The 16243-nt window shown below is 61.3% G+C and carries 15 protein-coding genes; 11 read left to right on the top strand and 4 right to left on the bottom strand.

The genetic code is table 11. From position 1 onward, the window contains the following. The first annotated feature begins 257 nt into the window (after positions 1–257). The 3 genes from BFP90_RS07795 to BFP90_RS07785 are packed head-to-tail and all read left to right on the top strand — an operon-like array spanning position 258 to position 3221. Positions 258–1379: a glycosyltransferase family 4 protein gene (locus BFP90_RS07795; RefSeq protein WP_065896390.1), complete on the top strand. Its 1122-nt coding sequence runs from the start codon at positions 258–260 to the stop codon at positions 1377–1379. Beyond that, positions 1372–2124 (top strand): DUF2334 domain-containing protein, encoded by a 753-nt coding sequence (locus BFP90_RS07790; protein ID WP_065896389.1) that lies wholly within the window; start codon positions 1372–1374, stop codon positions 2122–2124. The genes BFP90_RS07795 and BFP90_RS07790 overlap by 8 nt, the downstream gene beginning before the upstream one ends. Further along, positions 2112–3221 (top strand): lysylphosphatidylglycerol synthase transmembrane domain-containing protein, encoded by a 1110-nt coding sequence (locus BFP90_RS07785; protein WP_065896450.1) that lies wholly within the window; start codon positions 2112–2114, stop codon positions 3219–3221. Before BFP90_RS07790 ends, BFP90_RS07785 begins: the two co-directional genes overlap by 13 nt. A gap of 115 nt (positions 3222–3336) precedes the next feature. On the opposite strand, the gene purU is transcribed toward BFP90_RS07785, so the two are convergent. After that, positions 3337–4185 carry a formyltetrahydrofolate deformylase gene (gene purU, locus BFP90_RS07780; RefSeq protein WP_043050024.1) on the bottom strand — a complete coding sequence of 283 codons (849 nt, stop codon included), beginning with the start codon at positions 4183–4185 and terminating at the stop codon, positions 3337–3339. 345 nt (positions 4186–4530) lie between these two features. On the opposite strand from purU, the gene mvaT reads away from it, so the two are divergent. Then, the gene (mvaT, locus tag BFP90_RS07775) at positions 4531–4905 is read left to right on the top strand and encodes a histone-like nucleoid-structuring protein MvaT (protein ID WP_003175830.1); all 375 of its coding nucleotides are present in this window, start codon (positions 4531–4533) and stop codon (positions 4903–4905) included. A gap of 90 nt (positions 4906–4995) precedes the next feature. Here mvaT and sbcB read toward each other — a convergent pair whose 3' ends face one another. Then, positions 4996–6423, bottom strand: coding sequence for an exodeoxyribonuclease I (gene sbcB / locus BFP90_RS07770; RefSeq protein WP_065896388.1), 1428 nt, complete (start codon positions 6421–6423; stop codon positions 4996–4998). 166 nt (positions 6424–6589) lie between these two features. Between sbcB and BFP90_RS07765 the strand changes: the two genes are divergently transcribed. The 6 genes from BFP90_RS07765 to BFP90_RS07740 are packed head-to-tail and all read left to right on the top strand — an operon-like array spanning position 6590 to position 13257. Further along, a complete protein-coding gene (locus BFP90_RS07765; RefSeq protein WP_065896387.1) occupies positions 6590–7282 on the top strand; it encodes an RDD family protein in 693 nt (230 codons plus the stop codon). After that, on the top strand, positions 7279–8253 hold the full coding sequence (locus BFP90_RS07760) for a stage II sporulation protein M (protein ID WP_065896386.1): 975 nt from the start codon (positions 7279–7281) through the stop codon (positions 8251–8253). The genes BFP90_RS07765 and BFP90_RS07760 overlap by 4 nt, the downstream gene beginning before the upstream one ends. Continuing rightward, positions 8240–9769, top strand: coding sequence for a DUF4129 domain-containing protein (locus BFP90_RS07755; protein WP_065896385.1), 1530 nt, complete (start codon positions 8240–8242; stop codon positions 9767–9769). Before BFP90_RS07760 ends, BFP90_RS07755 begins: the two co-directional genes overlap by 14 nt. After that, entirely contained in the window at positions 9766–10923 is a 1158-nt protein-coding gene (locus BFP90_RS07750) for a DUF4350 domain-containing protein (RefSeq protein ID WP_065896384.1), read from the top strand. Before BFP90_RS07755 ends, BFP90_RS07750 begins: the two co-directional genes overlap by 4 nt. Next, positions 10920–11918 carry an AAA family ATPase gene (locus BFP90_RS07745; RefSeq protein ID WP_065887580.1) on the top strand — a complete coding sequence of 333 codons (999 nt, stop codon included), beginning with the start codon at positions 10920–10922 and terminating at the stop codon, positions 11916–11918. Before BFP90_RS07750 ends, BFP90_RS07745 begins: the two co-directional genes overlap by 4 nt. A gap of 7 nt (positions 11919–11925) precedes the next feature. Beyond that, positions 11926–13257, top strand: a complete 1332-nt coding sequence (locus BFP90_RS07740) for a DUF58 domain-containing protein (RefSeq protein WP_065887579.1) — start codon at positions 11926–11928, stop codon at positions 13255–13257. A gap of 55 nt (positions 13258–13312) precedes the next feature. Here the strand turns inward: BFP90_RS07740 and BFP90_RS07735 are convergent, their stop codons facing one another. Both BFP90_RS07735 and BFP90_RS07730 read right to left on the bottom strand, forming a co-directional pair. Next, positions 13313–13672: a PilZ domain-containing protein gene (locus BFP90_RS07735; RefSeq protein ID WP_065895096.1), complete on the bottom strand. Its 360-nt coding sequence runs from the start codon at positions 13670–13672 to the stop codon at positions 13313–13315. A gap of 200 nt (positions 13673–13872) precedes the next feature. Further along, positions 13873–14247 (bottom strand): tetratricopeptide repeat protein, encoded by a 375-nt coding sequence (locus BFP90_RS07730; RefSeq protein ID WP_065887577.1) that lies wholly within the window; start codon positions 14245–14247, stop codon positions 13873–13875. A 175-nt stretch (positions 14248–14422) separates the two neighbouring features. Here BFP90_RS07730 and pyk point away from each other — a divergent pair, with 175 nt between their 5' ends. Then, entirely contained in the window at positions 14423–15874 is a 1452-nt protein-coding gene (gene pyk, locus BFP90_RS07725) for a pyruvate kinase (RefSeq protein WP_065887576.1), read from the top strand. Positions 15875–16243: the final 369 nt, after the last annotated feature.

The following is a 16243-nucleotide window of genomic DNA, read 5'->3' as shown; positions in this document are numbered from 1 at the left end:
AGGAGCGAGCTTGCTCGCGAAAAACTCACAGGCGCCGCGTTCATTCAGGAAGCACGCGTTATCGTTGACGTTTTTCGCGAGCAAGAGCTAGGCGCCCCCCTCGCTCCTACAGACGGCGGTGTTCGCTTAACTGACTGGTATCAGGGCAAGCACCCTCCCCCATCATTTCAAGCTCGAACACGCAGCACGACCCCAATCCCGATCGAACATCTATCCTTACCTCAGGTCCACGTTAAGGAGAGCAATGGATCGGAGGGATGTTCATCGTGCATATCGCTGACATAACCATGTTCTACGCCCCGGCCAGCGGTGGCGTACGCACTTATCTGGACGCCAAGCACCGGCGCCTGGCGCTCAAGCCCGGCATTCGCCACAGTCTGTTGGTGCCGGGCGCCCACTTGAGCGAGCGCGATGGTATTTTCCAGGTGCCGGCGCCGCCGCTGCCCTTCGGCAAAGGCTACCGCTTCCCCCTGCGCCTGGCGCCATGGCGAAATGTCCTGCACGATTTGCAGCCTGATCTGATCGAAGTCGGCGATCCTTACCTGACCGCCTGGGCCGCCCTGGACGCCCGGCGCCAGCTGGATGTGCCCGTCATCGGTTTTTACCACTCCGATCTCCCCCTGCTGGTGCGTAACCGCATGGGCGCCTGGTTTACCCCCAACGTCGAAGCTTATGTCAGCAAGCTCTATGGGAATTTTGACCGCGTACTGGCTCCCAGCCAGGTAATGGCCGACAAACTCATTGGACTTGGGGTAAAAAACGTCTTCGTGCAACCCTTGGGCGTCGACCTGCAAACCTTCACGCCACAGGTACGCGACCCCGGCCTGCGCGCCGAACTGGGGATCGATGAAGACACCAGGCTGCTGATTTTCGCCGGGCGTGGCTCCAAGGAAAAGAACCTGCCGGTGCTGCTCAACTGCATGAAGCGCCTGGGCGAGGGTTATCACTTATTGCTGGTGGGTTCCGGCATGCCGGCCAATGTGCCGGACAATGTCACCGTAGTCGATGGCTTCCGCCCGGCCGATCACGTGGCCCGCTTGATGGCCAGCGCCGATGCGTTATTGCATGGCGGTGACCAGGAAACCTTCGGCCTGGTCATTCTGGAAGCCATGGCCTGCGGCATTCCGGTGGTCGCCGTGGCGGCGGGAGCCTTTACCGAGATTGTCGACGAGCGCTGCGGCCTGCTCTGCGCGCCCAACAACCCCAAGGCGATGGCCGATACGGTACGCGAACTGTTTGGCGCCGACAGCCGCCGTCTCGGGGAACAGGCGCGGCGCCATGTCGAACAGCATTACGCGTGGGATGCGGTGGTGGACAGCCTGCTGGGGCATTACCATGCCGTGCTCGGCACACAAAAGCCGATGCTCGCCCATGGTTGAACGTTCAGTCATGCTGGTGCTGCACGACGTGGCGCCGAGCACCTGGGCCGATTACCGGCCCTTTGTCGAAGCCGTCGACGCCATCGGCAATGTCCCTGTCACCTGGCTGGTGGTCCCGGACTTTCATCATCACAACGCCCTGGCCACCCATGCAGACTTCCGGCGCCTGCTCGACAACCGGGTAGCCAAGGGCGATGAACTCACCTTGCACGGGTATTACCACTGCGACGACCAACCCCGGCCGCGTACACCCCGGGAATGGTTCATGCGGCGCATCTATACCCATGAGGGCGAGTTCTACCAGTTATCGCAAGCCGAAGCCTTGCAGCGCCTGACCGACGGCATCGAGGTATTCCAGCGCAATGACTGGCCCCTGCAAGGGTTTGTCGCACCCGCCTGGTTGATGAGCCAGGGTACCCGGTTGGCGTTGCGCCAGTTACCGCTGAGCTACACCAGCGACCCGCAGCACCTGTATCGCCTGCCCGACTTCACGCCCATCCACGCCCCGGGCCTGGTGTGGAGCGCGCGCAGTGCATGGCGCCGAGGCTTGTCCAAGGTCTTGAGCGATCGACGCGAGCAGCGCTGGCAGACCGCACCGGTGATCCGGTTAGGGTTGCACCCCGTCGATATGCGTCACGAATTTTCCCGTCAGTATTGGCTGCACACCCTGGAGCGCCTGCTTGAGGATGGACGCACGCCACAGACCAAGTCCGCGTGGCTGTCGACGCTGCCATGCGCCGGCTGATCTGGCTGGGCCTGGCGCTGCTGGTCGCGCTGGTGATCCCGGTGTGGCTGGGTGGCGGCGAAACCGTTGCGCGCCTGCGCCAGTTTCCCCTGCTCCAATTACTGGGAATGTTTGCCATGATCATCGGCTGCTGGCTGATCAACAGCCTGCGCCTGCGCTTATTGCTGGGCGCACAGCGCGCTCGGTTGGGATGGCGCAAAAGCCTGGGCGTGGTGATATCGACCGAATTCGCCATGTGCGCGACCCCAGGCGGCAGCGGCGGGCCCCTCACGCTGATGGGCCTGCTGGCACGCAGCGGCATACGTCCGGCCCATGGCAGCGCGGTGTTCGCCATGGACCAGTTGAGTGACTTGCTGTTCTTTTTCTGCGCACTGGTGGGCATCGTGCTGTATGCGCTGTTCCATAGCCTCAGCCCACGCCTGGAAGAGCTGTTGGGGCTCAGTGCCGTGTCGATGGTCGGTGGCGTCGTCGGCTGCGTGTTGGTGGTGCGCTTTCATCGCCGCCTGATTCGCCTGGCCGGACGTGCACTCAAGGCCATGAAAGTGCGCGCCGGCACCCGCCGGCGGTGGGCCCGTCGGTTGCTGCGCTTCCTTGCGGCCTTCACCCAAACGCTGAAATTGCCCTGGAGCACCCTGCTCGGGGTGTTCGCGCTGACCAGCCTGCATTGGTTATTACGCTACAGCGTGTTGTACCTGGCGCTGCGCGGCCTGGGTGGGCAGGTGCAGTGGGCCTGGAGCTTCCTGATCCAGATGCTGTCATTGACCGCAGGGCAATTGAGCCTGCTGCCAGGCGGGGCCGGGGCGGCGGAGTTGACGTCGGCGGCATTGCTCGCGCCGATGGTGGGCAACTCAACGGCGGCGGCGGCCATTCTGATCTGGCGGGCAGTCACCTACTACTTCTATCTGTTCGCCGGTGCGCCTGTGTTTCTGTTGATGGTGGGCAAGCCGCTGCTCAAGCGTCTTTTCCGGGGGCAGCGGGCGGCTTTTCATCCTCCTGCAACTGCTCCCACAACTGGGCGGCGCCGGGAAAGTCAGTACCATCCTCAGCACCCAGCGCATCCGGGTCGTAGCGACTCAGACAGCCCTCGCCCAGGGTAGCGGGTGGCCTGGAAGTCGCCTTGTCGAGTGGGTCGGTCATGGTCGCCTCCTGAAAATAAAAAGGGCCCGGAGAGTTTTACTCCCGGACCCCTGCTTGTTCAACCAGACGCGTCGGTCAGAACACCACGGTCTTGTTGCCGTGCACCAATACGCGATCTTCCAGGTGATAACGCAAGCCACGGGCCAGCACCATCTTTTCGACGTCGCGACCGAAACGCACCATGTCTTCGATGCTGTCGCTGTGGCTGACGCGCACCACGTCCTGCTCGATGATCGGACCGGCGTCCAGTTCTTCGGTGACATAGTGACAGGTTGCGCCGATCAGCTTCACGCCGCGCAGGGACGCCTGGTGATAAGGCTTGGCACCCACGAACGACGGCAGGAAGCTGTGGTGAATGTTGATCACCTTGCCCGCGTATTCGCGGCACAGTTCCGGCGGCAGGATCTGCATGTAGCGCGCCAGCACCACCACGTCGGCATCGTGCTGCTTGACCAGGCGCGACACTTCGGCGAACGCCGGCTCCTTGTCCTGCGGGTTGACCGGCACGTGGTAATACGGGATGCCATGCCATTCGACCATGCTGCGCAGGTCGTCATGGTTGGAGATCACACACGCGATCTCGCAATCGAGCTCATCGCTGTGCCAGCGGTGCAGCAGGTCCGCCAGGCAGTGGGATTCACGGCTGGCCATCAGCACGACGCGTTTCTTCTGCTCTGTGTCGGTGATGTGCCAGGTCATCGAAAACTCTTCGGCGATCGGCGCAAACGCCTCACGGAAGGCTTGCAGACCAAAAGGCAAGGTATCGGCACGGATTTCGTGACGCATGAAAAACCAACCGCTGAGATCATCCGAGTGATGGCTCGCCTCGGTGATCCAACCGTTATGAGAAGCCAGAAAGTTACTGACCTTGGCAACGATGCCAACCCGGTCCGGGCAAGCAATCACCAGCCGAAAAGTGCGCATTAGGGGGAAACTCCAGAACTTCGCAAAGGCCGCCATTCTAGCGATTGCGCAGAAAAACTGCAGTACTCCTTGTGCCTTATTCTGATCCCTGGCGCTGGCAACACCCCTTAACAGCGTAAGGTTTTACCAGCGTTATATGGCGTTACACAGGCAAGCTCGGCAATTAGCAGAATTAAGCTGATTGTTTTTAGCCGCGTACCCGATAATTAACTCGACTTCACACCGCGGCGAAAAACTTCAATCTAATTCACGTAAATAGCTGCTTAAATGTTTACTTGATGAAATTGCCTGACTATTATTAGGCCACTCACCCTGTCAATCAGCGTTCTACATAAGGTAGTCCACATGTCTCTGATCAACGAATACCGCGCCACCGAAGAAGCTATCAAAGAGCTGCAAGCCCGTTTGAAGAATCTGTCGCAAGACGACAAGCTGAAAACCGAGCTGGAATTCGAAGGCAAACTGCGCACCCTGATGGGCGAATACTCCAAATCCCTGCGTGACATCATCGCGCTGCTGGATCCGGAATCGAAAGTTAAAGCACCGCGTGGCGCTGTGAAAACTACCGGCACCAAACGTGCTCGCAAAGTCAAGCAGTACAAAAACCCGCACAACGGTGAAGTGATTGAAACCAAAGGCGGCAATCACAAGACGCTGAAAGAGTGGAAAGCCAAGTGGGGCGGTGACGTGGTAGAAGGTTGGGCTACCCTGCTGGGCTAAGCCTGGTCGGATCTGCACCCGATACGCGACACATTGAAAACGCCAGCTCGCTGGCGTTTTTTATTGTCTGAATGTTTTGCAGTTGCTCGGCTACAGATTCAGGCGGGCCGCTAAAGAGTCAGCATAGTCTTGCCATTCATCCAGTACCTGGCACTGAAACGCTGTCGCACTGTTTTTCAATTCCTGATGGGCCAGCTTAAATGCCGCCAGGGTATTGGGTGCACCCCATACCGGGTCTGACAACCGTTGCTGACAGAAAAGTCTCCAGCGCTCTTGCTCCTCATTGTTCAAGGTTTCAGGAAAGTTACGCGCGCGATAGCGGAATAATAATTCAGGCAATCGATGATCATCGAACGGCCATTGCTGGCGTCCCAGTTGTACCGGCTCTGCCATGCGAACTTGTTCACATAGGCGCCGGTCACGGTCGCCGATAAAACCCTCATAGAGCTGCTGCTCCGGATCGGCATTCGGCGCATATTCCTCCTCGGCGTAAACGCTCGCCAACTTGTCACGCCAAACTTCCTGTGCGTCAGTTAGTCGCAGCGCCCGTGCCTGGTAAACCTCCATATCCAATTGCAGCCGCTCGCGATCTTGCGCGCGCAGCACTTTCAAGGGCGCGACGACCGGACAGCGGTTGATGTGCAGCAACTTGAGCGGCACCGGCAGATCGCCCGCCGACAGCTCATCGCGCCGCGTATAGAGGCGCTCGCGCAACGTTTGGGCATCCAGTTCGAGCAGGGCCTGCGGGTCGAGCCCCAAGTCACACACAATCAATGCATTGCGATTGCGCGGATGCCAGGCCAACGGCAAGACCACCCCCAGATAATGTCGCTCGGCGCTGAAGCGTCCGGAAATATGCACCAGCGGCTGCAACAGGCGCACCTGGTCCATCACCCGTTGCTTGCTCCGCAACTGGAAAAGCCACTCATACAGCTTGGGTTGTTTTTCACGCACCAATCGCGCCAGGGCGATGGTCGCGCGCACGTCAGACAACGCATCGTGGGCCTGGCCGTGGTCGATGCCGTTGGCTTGCGTCAGGCGTTCGAGCTTGAGCGTCACGCGCCCGTCCTGCTCGGGCCACACAATCCCCTCCGGGCGCAGGGCATAGGCGGTACGCATCACATCGATCAAGTCCCAGCGGCTGTTACCGCCCTGCCACTCGCGTGCGTAAGGGTCGAAAAAGTTGCGATAGAGACTGTAGCGCGTCATTTCATCGTCAAAGCGCAGGGTGTTATAACCCGCGCCGCAGGTGCCGGGGGCCGCGAGTTCGGCGTGCACCCGGGTCATGAAGTCCGCTTCGGCAAGGCCTTTGTGCGCCAGGACCTGCGGCGTGATACCGGTGATCGCACACGCTGCCGGATGGGGCAGGATATCGTCGCTGGGCCGGCAATACAGATTGATCGGCGGGCCGACTTCGTTGAGCTCGAGGTCGGTACGAATGCCGGCTACCTGCAGCGGGCGATCGCTGCGCGGATTGATTCCGGTGGTTTCATAGTCGTACCAGAAAATGGAGGTCACGGGCTGTTCCTGTGCTGAAGACCGGCAAAGTCTAGGCGCTGCAAGGGGCCAGGGGCCAGCGATACCTTACTGGACAAACATCCAGTAAAATCTTGAAGGGTTGCTTCCCGCCTCGACACTGCTAGCATCCGTGTCTCTCAGTCGCTTCGCACTGCCAAGGATCGCAATGCCAACAGCTCCTCTGGATACCTGCTACCAGATCGAGACCCCCGAGGGTATCGACCTGCCCTTGCGCCCTGCCGGCCTTGCGCCAAGGGCATTGGCCTACGCCTTCGATCTGCTCGCGCGTGGCGTGATCATGGGCATCCTGCTGGTGCCCCTGGCGCTGCTTGGCAACCTCGGCCTCGGCCTGGGCGCGCTGCTGCTGTTCCTGGTCAGTTGGTGGTACATGGTGCTGTTCGAAGTGCTCAACCAGGGCTGCTCGCCCGGCAAGCAAGTCATGGGCCTGCGGGTGGTACAGGATGACGGCACCGCCATCGGTTGGTCGGCATCACTGATCCGCAACCTGCTGCGGTTTGTCGACATGCTGCCCTTCGGCTACTTCTTCGGCGCCATCAGTTGCCTGCAACATCCGCACTTCAAGCGGCTCGGCGACCTGGCGGCGGGCACGCTGGTGGTCTACCGCGAACAGTCGCTGGCCCGTCCGCCCCTACCTCAAGCAGCCGCCCTGCGCCTGCCCTTCGCGCTGGAGCTGAGTGAACAGCGCGCAATCCTCGGTTTCGCCGAACGCCAGGCCGACCTGTCTGCCGAGCGGGTGCATGAACTGGCTGCAATCCTCGCGGCGCCCTTGCAGGTGTCCCCGGCCCGCGCCGTGGAGCAACTTAACGGTGTGGCCCGTGGTTTGTTGGGGCCGACATGAAGCAGAGCCTTTTTGAAAGCCGGCACCAGCAGCAATGGCAGACTTTCGCCGAACAACTGAAACAGTTGGAGCGAGGCAAAGCCTGCGAGGTGACCGACTTTCCTTATCACTATCGACGCCTGTGCCAACACCTGGCCCTGGCCCAGGAGCGCGGCTACAGCAGTTACCTGGTGGACCGTCTGCAACAACTGGCGCTGCGCGGCCACCAGCAACTGTATCGCCATCGCAGCCAAACGACGGCGAACGTGGTGGCCTTCATCCTCGCCGACTTCCCGCGCCTGGTACGCGAACAATGGTGCTTTGTGCTGATCGCCAGCCTGCTGTTCTTTGGCAGCCTGCTGGGCATAGCCCTGTTGGTCTACCTGTTTCCCGACCTGATCTACAGCATCGTCAGCCCGCAACAGGTGGCCGAGATGCAAAGCATGTACGACCCCGCCGCCAGTCGCCTGGGCCGCGCGGCCGAACGCGCCTCCAGCGAAGACTGGATGATGTTTGGCTACTACGTGATGCACAACATCGGCATCGCCTTCCAGACCTTTGCCGCCGGTTTGCTGTTCGGCCTGGGCAGCGTGTTCTTCCTGGTCTTCAACGGCTTGACCATCGGGGCGGTGTCCGGGTACCTGAGTGAAATCGGCTACGGCCAGACCTTCTGGTCATTCGTGATCGGCCATGGTGCCTTCGAACTCAGCGCCATCGCACTGGCCGGTGCGGCGGGCCTGCAACTGGGCTGGTCACTGATCGCGCCAGGGCCGTTGGCACGTAGCGAATCCCTGCGCCTGGCGGCCCGCAAAAGCGTGCAGATGCTCTGCGCAGTCATGGTGTTCCTGCTGATCGCAGCGTTCATCGAAGCCTACTGGTCATCCACCACAAGCATTGCGCCCTGGATCAAATACCTGGTGGGCAGCGCACTATGGCTGCTGGTGGCCGCCTACCTGATCTTCGCCGGCCGGACTCGCCATGCGCCTGACTGACGCCAGCGTGGTCATCCGCCCGCGTACCTCCTGGGAAGCCATGGACCTCGGCGTACTGCTGGCCCGTGAACATCGTGCAGTGCTGATGGGCAGTTGGGCCCTGGTCAGCCTGCCTGTGTTCCTGCTACTCACCGCGCTGCTGTGGCAGTACCCGTCTTACGCCCTATTCCTGTTCTGGTGGCTCAAGCCCGCCTTCGAACGCTTGCCGTTGTACATTCTTTCCAAGGCCCTGTTTGGTGAAACCCCGAGCCTGAAACAGGCCGCTCGCCAGTGGCCACGCCTGCTCAGGGGGCAACTGTTCGCCAGCCTGACCTGGCGCCGGCTGAGCCTGAGCCGCAGCTTCATGCTGCCGGTGAGCCAGCTTGAAGGCCTGGATGGGCCGGTGCGTCAACAGCGCCTGGGCATACTGCAACAGCGTAATGCAGGCGCCGCGCGCTGGCTGACAATCATCGGGGTGCATATGGAGATCGGCCTATGGTTTGGGTGCATGGCGCTGTTCTATCTATTTATCCCCGAGCAGGTTGAACTGCAGTGGGACTGGCAGCGGCTGGTACTGGCGACAGGCCCGCAGGGGCTATGGCTGGAACACCTGAGCAACGCGTTCTATGCGCTGGTCCTGGTGTTCTGGGAGCCCATCTACGTCGCCTGCGGTTTCAGCCTGTACCTCAACCGTCGCACCGTTCTGGAAGCCTGGGACCTGGAACTGGTGTTTCGCCGGTTGCGCCAACGCCTGAGCGGTGTCGCGCCGCTGTTGCTGCTGGTCGTCGGGCTCACGCTGGTGCAACTGAGCCCATCGGCGCTGGCCGATCAGACAGCTGAGCCCAAGCCCCTCGGCACCCAGGCGGCCAGCCAATCGATCAAGGCGCTGTTGGAAAAACCGCCGTTCAAGAATCCGCAAACCGTCACCCGTTATCGTTTTGGCGAGGAAAAACCCGCCACGCCCCGCAAAGCCCATGGGGACGGTAAATTACCTGCCTGGCTCCAGCAATTGCTCGACAACCTCAACAGCAACACCTTCAGGCACGTGGCCCAAGGCTTGGAGATACTGCTATGGAGCGTGGTGATTGGCGGGCTGGCCCTGGTGGTGTGGCGCTACCGTGAATGGCTGCGCACATTTGTCAGCCGCAGGCGGCGACCTCAACCCAACACCGCAAGACCTGCGCCCGCCCAATTGTTCGGCCTGGAACTGGGGGTCGAGACATTGCCCGACGATATCGCCAGCGCCGCCGAACAGCTTTGGCCCACCCGCCCGCGGGAAGCCCTCGGCCTGCTGTATCGCGGCCTGCTCAGCCGGCTGCTGCATGAGTTCGACCTGCCACTCAAAAGTGCCGATACCGAGGGCCAGGTACTGGAGCGCGTTCATCAGTTGCAGCAACCGCAGTTGCTGGCATTCAGCCGCGAATTGACCGCTCACTGGCAAAACCTTGCCTATGGCCATCGACTGCCTCCCGGCACCGCCCAGCAAAAACTGTGCAGCGATTGGCGCGCACTCTTCAGTAGCGGAGCCAGCCAATGAAACGGCCATTACTGTGGATTGCCGCACTGCTGGCCTGCCTGTTGGGAGCGGGCGGCCTGTATGCCTGGCACAAGGCAATTCCCTATGAGGAGGTTGTGGATCGTGGCCCATCGCCGGACGCACTGGCCAACCCCTACCTCGCGGCGGAGGATTTCCTGCGCCAGCAAGGCCTGGCGGTAACACATGCCAACGGGCTCGAGCGGCTTGCCGATCTGCCCGCCCCAGGTCATAGCCTGCTGTTGCTGGGGGAGCGTGGCAACATGACCCCAGGCCAGGTCGAACAACTGCTGGCGTGGGCAAAAGCCGGGGGGCACCTGTTACTGGTGGCCGAGGCGTTATGGGATGAAGAGACCGGTAAAAGCGGCGACCTGCTGCTCGATCGTCTCAATCTTCACCAAACCCTTAGCGACGACTTCGACGAGCCGGCGGTGCCGCGCAAAAAGATCGCGCCGGACCTCACTAAACTGTATGTCGACAATGAAACCGCACCGGCGTATTTCAGTTTTGACACCGACTTCAACCTTACCGACCCCGGGCACCTGGCGCAGTTTTCAGCCAACAGCGCCAAGTCCAGCCATCTGATGCAACTTGACCTCGGGTCAGGCCGCGTCACGGTGCTCACCGACAGCGACCTGTGGAAAACCCCGAGCATCGGCAAGCACGACAATGCCTGGCTGCTGTGGTACCTGAACCAGGGCACCGACGTCACCCTGCTGTTCAACAGCGGCGCGGACAACCTGCTGACCCTGCTGGTTCGTTACTTCCCCCAGGCCCTCGTCGCGCTGGTCGCACTGCTTGCCCTGGCACTCTGGCACGCCGGCATGCGCCAGGGCCCGATCCAGGCACCCGCGCCCAAGGCGCGTCGACAGCTACAGGAGCATTTGCGCGCCAGCGCCGACTTCCTGCTACGCCGCAGCGGCCAGGGCGCCTTGCTGCAAGCCTTGCAGCAGGATTTACTGCGCACCGCCCGCCGCCGTCACCCCGGCTTTGAACACCTCGACATGGCAGAACAATGTCAGGTGCTGGAACACCTGACGCAACAACCCTCCCCTATCATCCGCCAGGCACTCGGCGCACCTGCGCTGAAACGGCTCTCCAGCGCCGATTTCAGCCAACGGGTGGCGTGCCTGCAAACCCTCAGGAATGCCCTATGAGCGACTCTCCAACGGCTACAACCCTGACCGCAGAACAGACTGTCCAAAACGCCACGCAACAGGCCCAGGCCCTGCGCATTGAATTACGCAAGGCAGTGATTGGCCAGGACGCGGTGATCGATGACGTGCTTACCGCGTTGATTGCAGGTGGCCATGTGCTGCTGGAGGGTGTACCCGGCCTTGGCAAAACGTTGCTGGTGCGTGCGCTGGCCCGTTGTTTCGGCGGCGATTTCGCGCGCATCCAGTTCACGCCGGACCTGATGCCCAGCGATGTCACCGGCCACGCGGTGTACGACCTGCAGACCGAACAGTTCAAGCTGCGCAAGGGGCCGTTGTTCACCCACTTGTTACTGGCCGACGAAATCAACCGCGCTCCGGCCAAGACCCAGGCGGCATTGCTCGAAGCCATGCAGGAGCGCCAAGTCACCCTGGAGGGCGAGGCATTGCCCATCGGCGCGCCGTTCATGGTGCTTGCCACCCAGAACCCGATCGAGCAGGAAGGCACCTATCCGTTACCTGAAGCCGAGTTGGACCGCTTCATGCTCAAGGTGCGCATGGACTATCCCGACGCGCAGCAGGAAGTGGACATGGTGCGCGAAGTGACCCGCTCGTCCAGGGCCGACATGCTCGATGTACAACCGTTGCGTACCGTGCTGCAGGCCGAAGACGTGGTACAGATGCAGCAGATCGCCAGCGGCATGCCTCTGGATGAACAGGTGCTCGACTATGCCGTACGCCTGGCGCGGGCCACGCGCAGTTGGCCGGGCTTGACCATCGGCGCAGGCCCACGGGCCTCTATCGCCCTGATTCGCGGCGCCCGTGCCCGTGCGCTGTTGCGCGGCGGCGACTTCGTGACCCCGGATGACGTCAAGGGATGCGCCCTGGCGGTGCTGCGTCACCGCGTACGGCTCGCGCCCGAACTGGACATCGATGGCCTGGAGGTGGACCAGGTGATCAAGCAGTTGCTCGACCAGATTGCGGCCCCCAGGCAGTAACGCCGGCATGAAACCGACCCGTCTGTTCCTGACCTGGCTGGGTGTCCTGTTGGCCCTCAGTATCCTGCTGGGCGCGTCGATGGCCTTGCAGGTCAAGGTGCCCGAGACCTTGCACGCAATCGCCTGGGGCCTGCTCCTGGCCCTGTTGGTGCTGGCGATGCTCGATGCCATACGGTTACGCCGCCGCCCTTCGGTACGTGTGCGCAGGACACTGCCCGGCAGCCTGGCATTGGGGCGCTGGGGAGAAGTGCGCCTGTCACTGGAACACGACTATCCACAGCCGCTGACCGTGCAGGTATTCGATCACGTGCCCGACGGGCTGGTTGTGGATAACCTGCCGCAATCCATTTTGCTGCGCCCGGGCGAGCGTGGTGAGTTGGGCTATCGTGTGCGCCCCGTACGACGTGGACATTTCAGCTTCAGCCGCTGCGAAATCCATCTGCCCAGCCCCCTGGGGTTGTGGTCGGCGCGGCGCTGGCTCGACGTCACGGACGCCACTCGCGTGTACCCGGACTTCGCACGCTTATCGGGTGCGCAGTTGCAGGGGGTGGATAACTGGCTGAGCCAACTGGGTGTGCGCCAGCATCAGCGGCGTGGACCGGGCCTGGAGTTTCATCAATTACGCGAGTTTCGCGACGGTGACAGCCTGCGTCAGATCGACTGGAAAGCCACGGCACGACAACGCACGCCGATTGCCCGGGAATATGAGGATGAACGTGACCAACAGATTGTGTTCATGCTCGATTGCGGCCGGCGCATGCGCAGCCAGGACGACGAGTTGTCCCACTTCGACCACGCTCTGGATGCCTGTCTGTTACTGAGTTACGTCGCCTTGCGCCAAGGCGATGCAGTCGGGCTGTGTACCTTTGCCAGCGACCAGCCGCGTTACCTGGCGCCGGTCAAGGGCAGCGGTCAGTTGAACGTCTTGCTCAATGCCGTCTATGACTTGCACAGCACACGCAAGACAGCCGACTACGAGGCCGCCGCCAGCCAATTGCTGGCTCGGCAAACACGGCGCGCATTAGTGATCGTGGTCACCAACCTGCGTGATGAAGACGATGAAGCACTGGTGAGTGCGATCAAGCGCATTGGTCGGCACCATCGGGTGCTGATCGCGAGTTTGCGAGAGGAAGTGCTCGATCAACTGCGCCAGGCCCCGGTACAAACCCTGCCCGAAGCATTGGCCTACAGCGGCGCAATTGACTACCTCAACATGCGTAACCAGTTGCATGACCGCCTGGGTGCCCATGGGCTGACCGTGCTGGATAGCTTGCCGTCAACATTGGGCGCCGCGCTGGTGACGCGTTACCTGCGCTGGAAAAAAGCCGGCGTGTTCTGAACGCACGCGCACGGCCACGGTGGACACGGCCCCCGTAGCCGACTGCACCCGCCGTTCAGGCGGATGCCTGCAGCGGATCGAAACTGAAGTAATGCAACAAGGCGCTGATCAGCTGTGCGTATTCTTCGCATGCCTGAAGCACGCGGAACCCCGAATCGTAATGTTGCGGGTTGACGTCTTCCCGGCTCCACAGACAAGTCGCGGTAAGATCAACAGCCTGGAATTCGCCGTGCAGCCCGGGAATTTTCAAGCGCAGCTCGAAGTCTGCACCGATCATCATCGGTAACTGGCTGATCAGCATCAGCCCGCCCTCGGAAACGTCGCCCAGAAAACCGATTGGCTTGTCCGTAAGCCGATTGAACACCTGCAAGAAATAAGGCAGCTGATGCCGTTCGATCCGTCGTTCGATAAACATGGTGAGGTTGCCATCCCATAAAGCCAGTGATTCGAAACGAGCCCATCGCTCTCCCTGATATCGGTGTGAAAAGCGCGCGTTGTCACGCGACCGCTGCCGAATCCGGGCGTTGCACTGTTTTGAATAGAAAGTTGTACAAACTGATATTCAAAGAATAGCCCAAGACTGGCACCAGGCCAGTTCTCAAGCGACAAATAGCACTACAGCGAGGTCGGCCGTGGTTGCGCCACACTTGCGCCGGAGTCATGCCCCAACTGGCGCAAGGTATCGAGCCGGGCACGGGCGCGATAAGCGTACTCGCTGGACGGGTATTGGCTGATGATGAATTGATAGGTTTGCGCGGCATCGACGAACAGCTTCTGCCGCTCCAGGCACTGCCCGCGCAGCATCGAAACCTCGGGTTGCACATAACGACGGGTGCGGCTCTCGCGGTCGACCTGGGACAACTCCAGCGTGACCCGCGCGCAATCGCCCACCCCATAGGCACGGTAAGCGTTGTTCAAATGGTGGTCCATTGACCAGCGGGTGCAGCCGACAACACTGACGGCCAGGGCAGCAACGAGCAAAATTCGCATGGGGGTTCTCCTGTCTTGTGCAGTGTATCGACCCCGCGCCGAAAATCTTCAAGACTGTTCGTCTTTTCAACCTCAGCAAAAACAAGCCGTTCGTCAATAAGTAGTGCAAACGAACAATGACTACAACGAAAGAGCATAGTAGCCTTCCCCAGCGCTTGAACTCAGGAGTCTGTGCATGTCCGTCCGTCGTACCAAAATCGTCGCCACCCTTGGCCCGGCCAGCAACTCGCCGGAAGTCCTCGAACAGCTGATTCTGGCTGGTTTGGACGTTGCCCGTCTGAACTTCTCCCACGGCACCCCGGACGAGCACAAGGCTCGCGCCAAGCTGGTGCGTGACCTGGCCGCCAAACACGGTCGTTTCGTGGCGCTGCTGGGTGACCTGCAAGGCCCGAAGATCCGTATCGCCAAATTCGCCAACAAGCGGATCGAGCTGAAGATCGGTGACAAATTCACCTTCTCTACCAGCCATCCGCTGACTGAAGGCACCCAGGACATCGTCGGCATCGACTACCCGGACCTGGTCAAGGACTGCGGCGTCGGCGACGAACTGCTGCTCGATGACGGCCGCGTGGTCATGCGCGTCGACACCGCGACCCCGACCGAACTGCATTGCACCGTGATCATCGGCGGCCCGCTGTCCGACCACAAAGGCATCAACCGTCGCGGCGGTGGCCTGACCGCACCGGCCCTGACTGAAAAAGACAAGGCCGACATCAAGCTCGCCGCCGAGATGGAAGTGGACTACCTCGCCGTGTCCTTCCCGCGCGACGCCGCCGACATGGAATACGCCCGTAAACTGCGCGACGAAGCCGGTGGCACCGCTTGGCTCGTGGCGAAGATCGAACGCGCCGAAGCCGTGGCCGATGACGAAACCCTCGACGGCCTGATCAAGGCGTCGGACGCCGTGATGGTTGCCCGTGGCGACCTGGGCGTGGAAATCGGCGACGCCGAGCTGATCGGCATCCAGAAGAAAATCATCCTGCACGCGCGCCGCCACAACAAAGCGGTGATCGTTGCGACCCAGATGATGGAGTCGATGATCCAGAACCCGATGCCGACCCGCGCCGAAGTGTCCGACGTGGCCAACGCCGTGCTCGACTACACCGACGCCGTGATGCTCTCGGCTGAAAGCGCCGCCGGCCCGTACCCGTTGGAGGCCGTCCAGGCCATGGCGCGCATCTGCGTCGGCGCTGAAAAGCACCCCACCAGCAAGACCTCCAGCCATCGCATCGGCAAGGTTTTCGAAAGCTGCGACCAGAGCATCGCCCTGGCGGCCATGTACACCGCCAACCACTTCCCGGGCGTCAAGGCAATCATCGCCCTAACCGAAAGTGGCTATACGCCGTTGATCATGTCGCGCATCCGCTCCTCGGTGCCGATCTACGCGTTCACCCCTCACCGCGAAGCCCAGGCCCGCGCGGCGATGTTCCGCGGCGTGTACACCATTCCCTTCGATCCGGCCTCGCTGGCACCCAACGAAGTCAGCCAGAAAGCCATCGACGAACTGGTCAAACGCGGCGTCGTAGAGAAAGGCGACTGGGTCATCCTGACCAAAGGCGACAGCTACCACACCACCGGTGGCACCAATGGCATGAAGATCCTGCACGTGGGCGACCCGCAGTACTGAGTGACACGCAAAAAAAACAAAAGCCCCGCCATGAGAATGGCGGGGCTTTTTGCATTTTAAGGCGCCATCCCGGCGTGGTATCTACACAACTGTCGTTCGCAGCCCCTACGGTAACCACGATGCGAAGCGAGCCGCCCTTGATCTTGATCTTGATCTGCTTTTGATCTTAGGCGCCCCGTCAAGCCACGCTGGCCGGAATTCGCCATGGATTTGGGGGGCAAACCGGCAGGGATGCCGGTTTAGCCGCCCCGCGCCATGGATGGCGCGTGGCGGCGGCCCCCCAAATCCATGGCGGATTACGGGCACACCGAGCCTAAGCGAGGTGCCGAGTGGTGGGGCAAGAGCGTTTTGCTTACTTTTGCGCTTTTC

It is taken from the genome of Pseudomonas sp. 24 E 13, assembly GCF_900004715.1.
GTDB lineage: Bacteria > Pseudomonadota > Gammaproteobacteria > Pseudomonadales > Pseudomonadaceae > Aquipseudomonas > Aquipseudomonas orientalis_A.
The sequence above is the reverse complement of the archived record's forward strand: the minus strand, read 5'-3'. Positions and strand labels throughout refer to the sequence as shown.